10 protein-coding genes are annotated in these 12,839 nt (G+C 70.8%); 4 read left to right on the forward strand and 6 right to left on the reverse strand.

Features of this window, described 5'->3' with window-relative positions; translation table 11 throughout:
* The first annotated feature begins 17 nt into the window (after nucleotides 1–17).
* On the forward strand, nucleotides 18–1,694 hold the full coding sequence (locus SMA5143A_RS25665) for a FadD3 family acyl-CoA ligase (RefSeq protein WP_107465211.1): 1,677 nt from the start codon (nucleotides 18–20) through the stop codon (nucleotides 1,692–1,694).
* Between the two features lie 137 nt (nucleotides 1,695–1,831).
* Here SMA5143A_RS25665 and SMA5143A_RS25670 read toward each other — a convergent pair whose 3' ends face one another.
* Both SMA5143A_RS25670 and SMA5143A_RS25675 read right to left on the reverse strand, forming a co-directional pair.
* Nucleotides 1,832–2,062 (reverse strand): hypothetical protein, encoded by a 231-nt coding sequence (locus SMA5143A_RS25670; protein WP_107465212.1) that lies wholly within the window; start codon nucleotides 2,060–2,062, stop codon nucleotides 1,832–1,834.
* A gap of 256 nt (nucleotides 2,063–2,318) precedes the next feature.
* Nucleotides 2,319–5,375: an AfsR/SARP family transcriptional regulator gene (locus SMA5143A_RS25675; protein WP_107465213.1), complete on the reverse strand. Its 3,057-nt coding sequence runs from the start codon at nucleotides 5,373–5,375 to the stop codon at nucleotides 2,319–2,321.
* Between the two features lie 199 nt (nucleotides 5,376–5,574).
* Between SMA5143A_RS25675 and SMA5143A_RS25680 the strand changes: the two genes are divergently transcribed.
* The gene (locus tag SMA5143A_RS25680; RefSeq protein ID WP_107465214.1) at nucleotides 5,575–6,825 is read left to right on the forward strand and encodes an amidohydrolase family protein; all 1,251 of its coding nucleotides are present in this window, start codon (nucleotides 5,575–5,577) and stop codon (nucleotides 6,823–6,825) included.
* A 53-nt stretch (nucleotides 6,826–6,878) separates the two neighbouring features.
* Nucleotides 6,879–7,781, forward strand: a complete 903-nt coding sequence (locus SMA5143A_RS25685) for an LLM class F420-dependent oxidoreductase (protein ID WP_107465291.1) — start codon at nucleotides 6,879–6,881, stop codon at nucleotides 7,779–7,781.
* Nucleotides 7,782–7,855: 74 nt separating this feature from the next.
* On the opposite strand, the gene SMA5143A_RS25690 is transcribed toward SMA5143A_RS25685, so the two are convergent.
* Complete coding sequence (locus SMA5143A_RS25690) at nucleotides 7,856–8,896, reverse strand: S1 family peptidase (RefSeq protein WP_181362011.1); 1,041 nt, start codon at nucleotides 8,894–8,896, stop codon at nucleotides 7,856–7,858.
* 130 nt (nucleotides 8,897–9,026) lie between these two features.
* A complete protein-coding gene (locus SMA5143A_RS25695) occupies nucleotides 9,027–9,857 on the reverse strand; it encodes an SGNH/GDSL hydrolase family protein (protein WP_258193738.1) in 831 nt (276 codons plus the stop codon).
* Nucleotides 9,858–10,277: 420 nt separating this feature from the next.
* Here SMA5143A_RS25695 and SMA5143A_RS25700 point away from each other — a divergent pair, with 420 nt between their 5' ends.
* On the forward strand, nucleotides 10,278–10,982 hold the full coding sequence (locus tag SMA5143A_RS25700; protein WP_375136546.1) for a LuxR C-terminal-related transcriptional regulator: 705 nt from the start codon (nucleotides 10,278–10,280) through the stop codon (nucleotides 10,980–10,982).
* Between the two features lie 145 nt (nucleotides 10,983–11,127).
* Here SMA5143A_RS25700 and SMA5143A_RS25705 read toward each other — a convergent pair whose 3' ends face one another.
* Together SMA5143A_RS25705 and SMA5143A_RS25710 are read right to left on the reverse strand one after the other, a co-directional pair.
* Complete coding sequence (locus tag SMA5143A_RS25705) at nucleotides 11,128–11,919, reverse strand: hypothetical protein (protein WP_107465218.1); 792 nt, start codon at nucleotides 11,917–11,919, stop codon at nucleotides 11,128–11,130.
* A 141-nt stretch (nucleotides 11,920–12,060) separates the two neighbouring features.
* The gene (locus SMA5143A_RS25710; RefSeq protein WP_107465219.1) at nucleotides 12,061–12,798 is read right to left on the reverse strand and encodes a hypothetical protein; all 738 of its coding nucleotides are present in this window, start codon (nucleotides 12,796–12,798) and stop codon (nucleotides 12,061–12,063) included.
* Nucleotides 12,799–12,839 lie beyond the last annotated feature (41 nt).

Below are 12,839 nucleotides of genomic sequence, written 5' to 3' on the forward strand. Positions count from 1 at the left end.
GGGTACGGAGGCGGGCTGTGCGCGGTGACTCGGAAGGACGCGGTGACGCGGAGGTACGCGGCGACCTGGAGTGGGGGACCATCCCGGGACTCATCCGCGCCGCCGCCGAGCGGTACGGCGAGACCGAGGCGGTCGTCGAGGGGCGGACACGTGTGTCCTACGCCGACCTCGGCGCACGCGTCGAACGGGCGGCGGCCGCGTGCGTCGCCGCCGGGGTGCGACCCGGCGACAGGGTCGGCATCTGGGCGCCCAACTCCCTGGACTGGATCACCGCCGCGCTCGGCGCCGTCTGTGCCGGGGCGGTGCTCGTCCCGCTCAACACCCGCTTCAAGGGCGCCGAGGCCGCGGACGTCCTGGCCCGCAGCAGGGCGAAGCTCCTCTTCGTCACCGGCACCTTCCTCGGCACCTCCTACGTGGCGTCGCTGCGGCGGGCGGCCGGGCAGGGGGTGCTGCGGCGGACGGCGGGCCCGGCGGTGGTGGGCGGCGGGCCGCTGCCCGGTCTCCCGCACCTGGAACAGGTCGTCGTCCTCGCCGACGACGCCCCCGCCGACTTCCGCACCTGGAAGGACTTCCTCACCGGCGGCGACGGCGTCCCGGCGGCGACGGTACGGGCACGGGCGGCCGCACTGGACGGTGACTCGCCCTCCGACATCATCTTCACCTCCGGCACGACCGGCCGCCCCAAGGGCGCCGTCATCACCCACGCCCAGACCCTGCGCGCCTACGAGGTGTGGTGCCGGCTGGCCGGGCTCCGCCGGGGCGACCGCTATCTGATCGTCAACCCCTTCTTCCACACCTTCGGCTACAAGGCCGGGGTGATCGCCTGCCTCATGCGGGGCGCGACGATGATCCCGCAGCCCGTGTTCAACGTGCGGACGGCCATGGCCAACGTGGCCGCCGAACGCGTCTCCGTCCTCCCGGGCCCGCCCACGCTCCACCAGTCGCTCCTGGACCACCCCGACCGCGACGACTACGACCTCTCCGCCCTGCGCCTGGTCGTCACCGGCGCGGCGGTGGTCCCGCTGCGGCTCGTCGAACGGCTGCGCACGGAGCTGCGCGTCGAGACCGTCCTCACCGCGTACGGGCTGTCCGAGGCCAGCGGCATCGTCACGATGTGCCGGCGCGGCGACGAGCCGTCGGTGATCGCCTCGACCTCCGGGCGGGCGGTCCCCGGCACCGAGATACGGGTCGTGGACCCCTCGGGCGCCCCGCTGCCGCCCGGCTCCCCCGGCGAGGTCCGGGTCCGCGGCTTCAACGTGATGCGCGGCTACTTCGAGGACCCCGGCGAGACCGCCCGCGCCGTCACGGACGACGGCTGGCTGCGCACCGGCGACGTCGGTGTCCTCGACGACGCGGGCAACCTCCGCATCACCGACCGGATCAAGGACATGTTCATCGTGGGCGGCTTCAACGCCTACCCCGCCGAGATAGAGCAGCTCCTCGGCCTGCACCCGGACGTCGCCGACGTCGCCGTCATCGGCGTCCCCGACACCCGCCTCGGCGAGGTCGGCAAGGCCTTCGTCGTCCGCCGCCCCGGCTCCCTGGTCACCGCCGACGACCTCATCGCCTGGGCCCGCCGCGAGATGGCCAACTACAAGGTCCCGAGGACGGTCGACTTCGTCGGCGAACTGCCGCGCAACGCGGGCGGGAAAGTGGTCAAGGGCGAACTCCGGGCCCGGTGCCGGGCGATGTGATCCGCCCCGGCCCCGGCCCCCGGCGGGCAGCGGCCCCCCGACCGCCGCCCGCCCCCGGAGGTCCGCCCCCGCACACGACTCGGCCGCGGTGGCTCCCCCTCCGCGCCACCGCGGCCGATCCCCGTCGGGATGGAGGTCTACTTGCCGCCGCCCAGGTTGAGGGCGGGCGGGGCCGGTGCGTGGTTGTCGAGCGTGGTGATCGTGTCGTCGACCGGCGGCGCGGGCGCGTGGTTGTCGAGCGGGGCGACCGGGTCGCCCTTCGGCGGGGCCGGCGCGTGGTTGTCGAGCGTGGTGATCGTGTCGTCGGCGGGCGGGACCGGCGCGTGGTTGTCCAGCGCGGCGTTCTGCGGGTTCTTCTTGTCGCTCATGCTGACGAACTCTCCCCTGGTTCGAGTGAAGGCTGTACGGCCCCCGTCCGGCGGCTCCCCCGAGGCGTCGCCGGACCGAGGCCCACTCGGCCCTCGCACGGAGCATGAGGGCCGACGACCCGCCTGCCCCCCGACGCGACGGATCACTGCGCTGAGCATGCCAGGCGCGCATAAACAATCGATGAACGCCCCTCCGCGGCGCACCTCGGACCGCGGCGCACCTCGGACCGCGGCGCACCTCGGACCGCGGCGGGCCTCAGGCCGCGGAGGCCGGTGAGAGCAGCGCCCGCACCTCGACCGCCTCGGGGGCGCCGACCTGCTCGTACAGCGCCAGGGCCTCCCGCCAGCAGGCACGGGCGCGGTCCGCCTGGCCGAGGGCGTCCAGCGACCGCCCCAGAGCCGTCAGGACGTTGGCCCGCATCCGGTCCCCGCCGATGCAGCCGGTCGCCAGGGCCTGTTCGGCGTGCTGCGCCGCCCTGGCCGGGCGGCGGCCCGCGAGATGGGCCTGCGCGATACGGAAGTGCGTCGTCCCCTCCCACAGACGCTGCCGGTTGGTCCCGAACATCTGTAGGGCCTCGCCCAGTTCGTCCAGCGCCTCGGAGGTGCGCCCCGCCTCCGTGAAGGCGAGCCCCAGGGCATAGCGCGCGTTGGCCAGCCGCAGGGTGAGCCCCACGCGGTCGTACAGCTCGATGCCCTGCTGGGCCAGCGTGATCGCGTGGCCGGTGCGGCCCATGGCCAGGTGGACCCGGGAGAGGTTGCACAGCGCGCTCGCCTCCAGCGGCTGGTTCCCGGCCGCCCGCGAACCCTCGATCGCCGCGAGGAGGCAGTTCTCGGCGTCGGCGTTGCGGCCCTGGATGAGCGCGATGATGCCCCGGTCGTTGCTCGCCCAGTTGAGGGCGGTGGTGTCCCCGGCCCGCTCGGCGAGGTCCACGGCCCGGCGCGCTTCGTCCTCGGCGTCGTCGTAGCGCCCCGCCACCAGGTGGACGTTGATGAGCGTCGCCCGGGCCCGCCCCTCCGTACGCGGGTCGCCAGCGGCTTGGGAGGCGTCCCTGGCGGCCAGCGCGACGGACTCGTACTGCTTGGAGTTGGCTCCCGACTCCCCCAGGTCCTTGGCGGCCCACAGCAGGTCCACACCCCGGCGCAGCCGGTCGGTGGCGAAGGCCTGGCGGGCGCAGGCCAGCAGGCAGTTGGCCTCCGAGTACAGCCAGTCGAGGGCCTCCTGCCGGCCGCTGAAGCGCAGACCCGGGTACTCGGTCGGCTCCAGGTCGTCCGCCAGCCGGTCCCCGGGCCTCTCCAGCCGGTACACCTCCGCCGCCGTCGCCAGATAGAAGTCCAGCAGCCGGGACATGGCCGCGTCCCGCTCACCGGGCGGCTGCTCGTCCCGCTCCGCGCACGCACGCGCGTAGAGCCGGACCAGATCGTGGAAGCGGTAGCGGCCGGGAGCGGCGGACTCCAGGAGGGAGGTGTCGACGAGGATCTCCAGCAGGTCCTCGGTGTCCTCCGGGGAGAGGTCCAGGACGGCGGCCGCGGCGGCGAGCGAGATGTCCGGGCCGTCGGCCAGGCCCAGCAGACGGAAGGCGCGGGCCTGGGCCGTCTCCAGCTGGCCGTAGCCCAGTTCGAAGGTGGCCTTCACGGCCAGGTCGCCGGCCTGGAGTTCGTCCAGCCGCCGGCGTTCGTCGGCGAGCTTCGCCGCGAGGACGGACACCGTCCAGGTCCGGCGGGCGGCGAGGCGGGACGCGGCGATCCGGATGGCGAGCGGCAGGAAACCGCAGGCGGCGACCACGTCGAGGGCGGCCTTGCGCTCGGCGGCGACCCGCTCCTCGCCGACGATCCGGGTGAACAGCTGGAGCGCCTCGTCCGGGGACATGACGTCGAGGTCGACGAGGTGCGCCCCGGCCAGGTCGACCATCCGCACCCGGGCGGTCACCAGGGCCGCGCAGCCCGCCGTGCCGGGCAGCAGGGGCCGGACCTGGGCGGCGTCACGGGCGTTGTCGAGGAGGACCAGGACCCGGCGGCCGTCCAGGACGGACCGGTAGAGCGCGGCCCGCTCCTCCAGCGAGTCGGGGATCGCCGAGTCGGCGGTGCCGAGGGCCCGCAGGAAGGAGCCGAGGACGGTCTCCGGGTCGGCGGGCCGGGCGCCGGCACCCTGGAGGTCGACGTACAGCTGTCCGTCGGGGAAGGCCGGTCTGGCCTGGTGGGCGACGTGCACGGCGAGGGTCGTCTTGCCGACGCCGCCGATGCCCGCGAGCGCGGAGACGGCCATGACCTGGCCCTCGGCGGCGGACGCCGCCGACAGCACCTCGCTCAGCTCCGACACGAAGGAGGACCGTCCCGTGAAGTCCGGCACCGTCGCCGGGAGCTGGGCGGGGCGCACGGCGGTCGCGGAGGGCTCGGCGGCGAGCGGGGCGGAGGGCTCGGCGAGGGTCGGGTCGGCCCGCAGGATCCGCTGCTGGAGTTCGCGCAGGCCGGGGCGCGGGTCCACGCCGAGTTCGTCGGCGAGCAGACGGCGGGTGTCGGCGTACACGGCGAGGGCCTCGGCCTGCCGGCCACTGCGGTACAGGGCCAGCATGAGCAGTTCCCTCAGCCGCTCCCGCAGGGGGTGCGCGGCGGTCAGGGCGGTCAGCTCGGACACGGCCTCGGCGTGGCAGCCCTGCTCCAGGTCCATGTCGAGGCGGGACTCGACGAGTTGGAGCCGCCATTCGTCGAGGCGGGCCCGCTGGGTCTCCGCGTACGGGCCGGGGACGCTCGCCAGGACCTCGCCGTCCCACAGGCCGAGCGCCTTGTTCAGCAGCAGACGGGCCTGGCACAGGTCCCCGGAGCTCTTGGCCTTCTCCGCGTCGGCGGCGAGGTCCTGGGCGACGGCGAGGTCGAGCGCTCCACCCGCCAGGGAACGGATCGCGTAGCCGCCGGACTCGCTGACCAGGACGTCGGGGGAGAGGGCCTTGCGCAGCCGGGACGCGTAGGTGCGTACGGCGGCCAGCGCCTGGGACGGAGGGTCGTCGCCCCACAGCGCGTCGATCAGTTCGCTCGCGGTGGCGGTCCGGCCCTCTCGCAGCAACAACGCGGCCAGCAGCGCGCGTTGCTGAGGTGAGCCGGTGGCGAGGGGTTCGGGGCCGCGCCAGGCGCGTACGGGGCCGAGCACGCTGAACCGGAGCCCCGTGGCGGTCCCGGCCTCCGGCTCGGGGGCCGCGGCGCCCTCCGGCTCCGGATCCGTCGGTCCGGGCGCCGGCAGCGGAGCCCGTCCTTCCCCGGAACCCCGCTGCTCCGGCACCCGCGGCTCACCAGCCTCCGGCACTCGCGACTCACCGCCCATCGACGCCCCCCAAGGCCCTTTGCTATCCAGGCCAGTTTGCCTTGTTCATGGCAGATACGTCAGCCGTGCGAGTCCCCGATCACAGGGAGCCGTGCGGGATGTCACCAGGTCCACACAATCTCTCCTCGACCCTCCCGGTGCGGGGCAATGACGGACACGGGAGCTGACGATCCGTCAGATCGGCGCTACCGTGGCGCACATGGAGACCATGGAGAGCGAGACGGTATTCCCGAAGATCATCTCCGTCGACGACCACACGGTGGAGCCGCCGAACGTCTGGCAGGACCGGCTCCCCAAGAAGTACCGGGACATCGGCCCCCGGATCGTGCGCGCGCCGCTGAAGGAGATGACGTTCCTCGGCGGCCGTTTCCGGCCCGTCATGGGCGCCCCCGGAGACGACGGCCCCATCGGCGACTGGTGGGTGTACGAGGACCTGCACCGCCCCCTGACCCGCCTCGACACCGCCGTCGGCTACTCCAGGGACGAGATCAAACTGGAGATCATCACCTTCGAGCAGATGCGTCCCGGCTCCTACGACGTGGAGCAGCGCCTCGCCGACATGGACGTCAACCACGTCCAGTCCGCCGTCTGCTTCCCGACCTTCCCGCGCTTCTGCGGCCAGACCTTCACCGAGGCCGCGGACCACGAGCTGGGTCTGCTGGGCGTGAAGGCGTACAACGACTGGATGGTGGACGAGTGGTGCGGCCCGAAGGCGCGGGGCCGGCTCATCCCGCTCACCCTCATCCCCCTGTGGGACGCCGAACTCGCCGCCGCCGAGGTCCGCCGCAACGCCGCGCGCGGGGTGCGGGCCGTCGCGTTCTCCGAGATACCCCCGTATCTGGGTCTGCCCTCCGTCCACACCGACGACTGGGACCCCTTCTTCGCCGCCTGCGACGAGACGGGCACGGTCATCGCGATGCACATCGGCTCCAGCAGCCGGATGCCGTCCACGTCCGCCGACGCGCCGCCCGCCGTCGGCTCCACCATCACCTTCGCCAACTGCTGCTTCTCGATGGTCGACTGGCTGATGAGCGGCAAGTTCGAGCAGTTCCCGAACCTCAGGGTCATGTACGCCGAGGGCCAGATCGGGTGGATCCCCTACATCCTGGAGCGGGCGGACGTCGTCTGGGAGGAGAACCGCGGCTGGGGCGGTGTCGCGGACAAGGTCCACCGGCCGCCGTCCGAGCTGTTCACCGAGCATGTCTTCGGCTGCTTCTTCGACGACGCGTTCGGGCTGCGCAACCTCGACGCCATCGGCGTGGGCAACGTCCTGTACGAGACGGACTACCCGCACTCCGACTCCACCTGGCCCAAGTCGCGGGAGGTCGGCGAGGCCCAGATGGGACACCTCGCCCCCGACGTGGTCGACCGGATCGTCCGCCGGAACGCCATCGACCTGCTGGGCCTGACCGACGACGGGCTCTGGCCGGGGCCGGGGAGCACGGCGTGAACGGGACCGGGGAGCGCGAGGTGAACGGCGCCGGCGCGTCACTCCGCTACGGCATGCAGCTCCCCGTCCAGTCGCAGAGCACCCTCTACGCCGAACCGTGGGAGGCGGACGCCGGCCCCGAGGACCTCGTCGAGATCGCGCGGGCCGCCGACCGGGCCGGGTTCGCCTACATCGCGAGCTGCGACCACGTGGCGATCCCCCGGCGGCTCGCGGACGCGATGGGCACCGTCTGGTACGACCCGGTCGCCACGCTCGCCTTCCTGGCCGGCGTCACCGAACGGGTCCGCCTCCTCAGCCATGTCGCGATCGTCGGGCTGCGGCACCCGCTGCTGACGGCCAAGCAGTACGCGACCCTCGACCACCTCGCGGGCGGGCGCCTGGTCCTCGGGGTGGGCGCCGGGCACGTGCGGGAGGAGTTCGAGGTGCTGGGCGTGGACTTCGAGCGGCGGGGCGCCGTCCTGGACGAGTGCGTCGACGCGCTGCGGGCCGCGCTCGGCCCGGACGAGTTCCCGGCCCACCACGGGAAGGCGTACGACTTCGAGGACCTGGGCCAGCGGCCCCGCCCGGCGCAGGCCCGCGTCCCACTGTGGGTCGGCGGCTCCTCCCCGGCGGCCGTCCGCCGGGCCGCCGTCCGCGGTGACGGCTGGCTGCCGCAGGGCGACCCGCGCGACCGGCTGCCGGGGCAGATCGCCCGGTTGCGGCGGCTGCGGGAGGAGGCGGGGGCCACCGACCCGTTCACGGTCGGCGCGATCACCGAGCCGCTGTACGTCGGGGAGCCGGCGTGGGACGTCGGCCGCCGTACGCTCAGCGGCCCTCCGGAGGCGCTCGCGGAGTCGCTCCGGGGGTACGCGGCGATGGGCGTGGACCAGATCCAGGTGCGGTTCCGCAGTCGCGGCCGGGCCGAACTCATCGACCAGATGGGCAAGTTCGGGGAGCGGGTGGCTCCGCTGCTGTAGGAGCCACCCGCCCGCGCCCGCGCCGCGCCCGCGTCGTGCGGATCGGCCCGACTCCACCGGGGTCGCTCCGCGGGTCAGGAAGAGACCTTGAGGAAGACGTCGTCGAACGGATTGGTGCTCTTGGCGGGGGTGTCGGACAGAGGGACGTGGTAGGCGATATTGGTGGATCCCACCTTCTCGCCGCATACGCTCTTGCCGTTCTGCTTCACGGTGAGTCCTCCACTGTGCACGGCTACGGCGTTGACAGGAGTGTTGCTGCCCGCGGCCGGCTGGGTGAAGACAGGACCTCCGCTGTCACCGGGTTCCGTGCACAGGTTGCTCTGGATCACATTGTTGATCTGTGTGCTCGGGCGTATCAGTCTTCCCGTCTCGTCCGTCACCTGCGCATAGGTGACCCGGGTGTTCAGGAGAGTCACCTTCCCGCAGGTGGTGCCGGTGGTGATGCCGTGTTTGCACACGTCCATGCCGACCGTGGGTGGGGTGATCCCCTTGACCGGGTGGGCCCCGTCGTCGGCGATGACCTGGGGCAGCACCCTGTCGGTGTCGGTGCTGTTGTCGAGTGAGTAGACACCGTGATCGGACGGTCCGTAATTGAACTCGAACCCGGTTGCCGCTACGGAACCGATCCGGACGGTCTGCTGGGTGACGGGCGTCGCGGCATCGAAGCAATGCCCGGCGGTCACGAAGCCCGACTTTCCATTGGCGAGTCCGACGGGGAATCCCGCGGTACATCCCGCGAAACCGACGTTGCCTATGCCTGCCCCGCCGCTCACGTCGATGTTCGGCTGCGGCGCCGTGCTCTTCTCGACCGTGACGGTCACATCGTCACCGAGTTTCAGCGTTCCGGTCACGGCGTCCGGCAGGCCCTTGGGGACGAAGAGGGACACGCCGATCCGGTCGGCGACCGGATCGATACCGACCGAGAATCCGTCCAGCCCCGGTATATTGGCCGCCTCGACGAGCTCGAATACCTCGTCGCGGCGACCGGAATCAGCCGCAAGGGTTCTGGCGGTATTGGCGTTACTGGCGGTACCGGCCGAACTGGCGGTGCCGTTTTCCTCGGTGGCGACACTCACGCCGGCGATGCCGATGACCGTGAGGAGCCCGATCCCCAAGGCGGCAGCCTTGACGGGCCGAGAACGTCTGGCGTGAGTCCTTTTCAAGGACATGAGTGGCTGCACTCCTTACAGGATGGCGAGGACCGGAATGATCGGCCCCAGGTCGATGACTGGTCTCTTCGGCCGCTTATGACGGTCCGGTGGTGAAGCCCGTGGCGGCGTCGAAGACGGCATCGGCCATGGCCGCCTGGCCGTTGGCGTTGGGGTGGTAGGCCGCCCCGGTGTCCAGCTGCGCGATTCCGTCGCTCACCTGGTTGATCCACCGGTCGCCGGTGTCACACACCCGGTGAGTGTTGAACAGGCCGTCCGGGTCGGCGTACTGGACCCGGTTGCTGGCCGCCGCCACCTCACGTATCAGGGTGTTCATCGACTCCTGAAGGCCCCGCATCTGGTCACGGTTGTCCTCCGAGATGGCCAGGGCGCCGCACGATCCGGTGGCGAAGATCTTCGGATACCCGGAGATGACGATGTTGGCGACCGGCGCCTTCGCGCGTATCGAGGCGAGGAGGTCGGTGAGCGGCTGCCGCAGCGCCGAGATCCTCGGGCCGACCTCGTTCAGTGCCTGGGTACAGGTGGCCGAACCGTTCAGGACGCAGGTGGTCGCGACGCTGGCGAAGTCCACGTCGTTCCCGCCGATGGTGATGGTCACCATCTCGACAGAGCCCGTGACGAATTCGAGTTGGTCGTCGATGACGTTCTGTATCTTGGCCCCCGTGCACGCGCGGTTGACGATGCTGGACGACAGGGACGGCTGCTGATCGGCTTTGTACTTCGCGAAGAAGAGCGTCGGATACGCGGAGTCGCTTCTCTTGCAGGTCTTGTCCGCGTAGGTGCTGCTCGCGCCGTGGCCGGAGGAGTACGAATCTCCGAGCGCCACGTAGTCCAGGGTGCCGTCGACGGTGCTGTCGGCATTCGCCGCGAAAACGACGACGCCCGACAGTCCGAGTGCGGTCAACAAGCCGGCGAACAATCGCAGCCTGGCCCGCCGCTTGTTACGTGATCTGGTGCCCGCCATCGGTGAACTCCTCGCTTTCGATGAGACCTTCCACCCTCGGCAGCGGTTGTCAGGTAAATGTCCGTGAGGGTCATCGTGAACCTAGGAGCGAAGGCGCCTCGGCGACAGAGTCAAATGCCCCTACTCTCTGGTAATCACGAGGCAGCCTTTGTGAAAGCCAAGATAAGAGCGGGCATATGGGGCGGAGTGAATACCTTCCGCCGTCGCGTGGGAGCGGGGAGGAGGCCCCCGGCCTCGGCCACCGGACGACGGACGCGCCCGAGGCTGTCTGACAGCCAGACACTTTCTCCTTGAAACTTCGAACAACTGACGCCCGAGCCACGTATGTACGTACGTCATGGCTTCGGCGGAAGGACACGCGAGGTGCGATCCCCCTGGCACATCCTCACTTCCCAGCACGTCGGTACCACCGTTTCCGGAGCGCGTCCGCGTGGGCTGACCGTCGCTCTCGCCTGCGCGGAGGGCGACTGGCCGCACGCCGACTGGCCCGCGCCCGACGATCCGTACATCGTGCGCGCGGTGCCGATGGCCCCGCCCTACCGCGGCCTTCGCGGGTCCGGCGCTGACGTCGTGGTCCTGCGCTGCGAGGACCCGAGCGACTCGTTCCCCGAGCTGCTGAAGGCGATGGGAGCCATGAGCGCGCCGGTGGTCGTGGTGACGCCGTGCAGGGACGCCGAGACGGTCGTCGAGGCGTTCCGCGGCGGGGCCGGCTATCTGGTCGAGGGCGACTACTGCGCCCGCATGCTCTCCTCGGCCGTCATGGCCGCGACGGTCGGGCACACCTATCTGTCCCCTGATGCCTGCGTGGCCCTCCGTGACGGCTCCCCGTGGACGCCGGACCGCGGGGAGGCGGTGGAGCGGCTGCGGTCGCTGCTCTCGACCCGGGAACGGCAGATCATGGAGCTGCTCTCCACCGGCCTCGGGGCCCAGGAGATCGGTCTGCGCTTAAAGCTGAGCGAGAAGACCGTGCGCAACAACCTCAGCAACATCTACGCCAAGCTCGACGTCCGCGGGGGCACGGAAGCGGTCCTCAAGTGGCTGGGCGCGACCCCCTCGGTCCGCGCGTGAACATGGCTCTTCGCGAATGAGAACGAGCCTCTGCGTCTTCGCAGAGGCCCGCTGGGGTTCACAGCCGACCGGTGGCACCTCTCGTGCCGACCGGCTTTCCCGCATTCTCTTCTTCGAGTCGAATGCGACTTCCGCGCATCACCCGCTATTGCACGGACACATCGGAGAGCGAAACCTCGACATCGGTCACGTTCTCGCCGCCCTGACCGAATCCGGGTTCCGCGCGGGCGCTGTTCTCGCTGTTGATGATTCCGTTGGCCTGAGGCGTGTCGCACTTCACGTTGCGCAGCCACAGCCGGCCGTCCGGGGTGCCGCTCTGGAGCAATTGCGGGTAGAAGACGTGCACGGTGGCCGCGCCCTCGCTGGGGGAGAAGAAGACCTTCTGGCCGTTCTGTTCCTCCTTGTACGTGGCCTTCAGGAACCCGCTCACGTCGGTGCGCTTGTGGGACCACATGAAGAAGGCGATGTGGTCCGGCTGCACCGTGTCGCTCCGGGTGAAGGAGAACGAGGACGTGGTGTCGTCACGCTTGATGTTGATCTCCTGCGTGGCGAACTTGACGCCGATCTCGAAGAACGAGTTCCCGAGCTTGGTGCTGCCGTCGACGCTGAAGCCGTCCTCCAACTGGATGACGCGGGTGACGGAGGCCGTTCCGCTGAAGGACTTGGTCGCCGCGGTGGTGCTTCCGCAGTTGTCGCTCACGCTGGTGACCCGCTCGTTGGGGCCGAGGCTGTCCCGCTTGACCTGGACGTCGACGAACTCGCAGTTCTCCAGTTTGTCCGAGTCCGTACGGCAGTCCGTGGCCACCTCGTCCGGGGTGGCCGCGCCCGCGCTGTACATCAGCGGGACGGCCATGCCGAGGGCGGCGATCGGGGCCAGCACGAGGGTGATGCGCTTCTTCTTGCTGCGGTGGTTGCCGCGGCGCCCGGTGTTCGTCATGGGTGTCTCCTACAGGGGTGATCGAGCGGAAAAGGCTGGTGGGGAGGTGTTCCCGGGGAGGGGGAGCACCGTCGGGAGGGGGGAGGCGGTGCGGATCCCGTGGGGGGTGTCTTCGGGTGGGAGGGGGCCGGCCGGTGCCGGTCAGCAGTCCTCCAGTACGACCTTGGAGGTGCCGTCCGCGAGTCCGGGCGTGCCCGCGGCGCTCGCCAGGATCACCGGGCCCTCGACGACCTCCTCGGCGACGAAGTTCTGCTCGGGCGTGGGGTTGGTCGCGAAGCCGCCGGGCCTGGCGTCGAGGTGCACGCGCCATTCGCCGGTCATGCGCTGGATCTTCGGCGTGAACGTCACGTGCATGACCTTGCCGACGGGCACCTCCCGCTGCTCGGACTCGCTGGCCGTGGCCGTCTTGACGGTCATGTCCAGGGTCCCCTTGTGCTTCACCCAGGAGCCGCTGAGAGCGCCGAACAGGCCGCCGAGCGCGCCCTGCTGGGTGACGGTGTACTTGCCCTGGCCCTGGCCGATCGCCTTCGAGAACTCGGTCGTCACCTTCGCCGGCGCGGTGGCGTTCGGCTCGCAGTTCGGGAAGTCGACGGTCACCTTCTCGGTGGGTCCGTCGAATGTCTCGAATTTGGTCTCGACGAAATCACAGGTGTCGGACTCGAAGCCGTCCCCGAGACCGCCGCCGAAATCGGCGGTGGTCTGCTTCTTCCCGTTCAGTACCGCCGTCCTCTCGCACTTCCTCATGATCTGGTCGGCCGTCAGTTCCTCGGCGGCGTTGGCCGAAGGAAGCAGTACGGCGACAGCGGCCGTGCCCGTCACGAGTGAGGCCCCGATCGCGACGTACCGGGCCTTCTTGTTCTTGAACCGCCTCTTCGCCATCTCGCGTTCACTCCTTGGGGGTTGCTTTACCTTTCGATGGA

Source organism: Streptomyces sp. MA5143a (genome assembly GCF_900290235.1).
Lineage (GTDB): Bacteria > Actinomycetota > Actinomycetes > Streptomycetales > Streptomycetaceae > Streptomyces.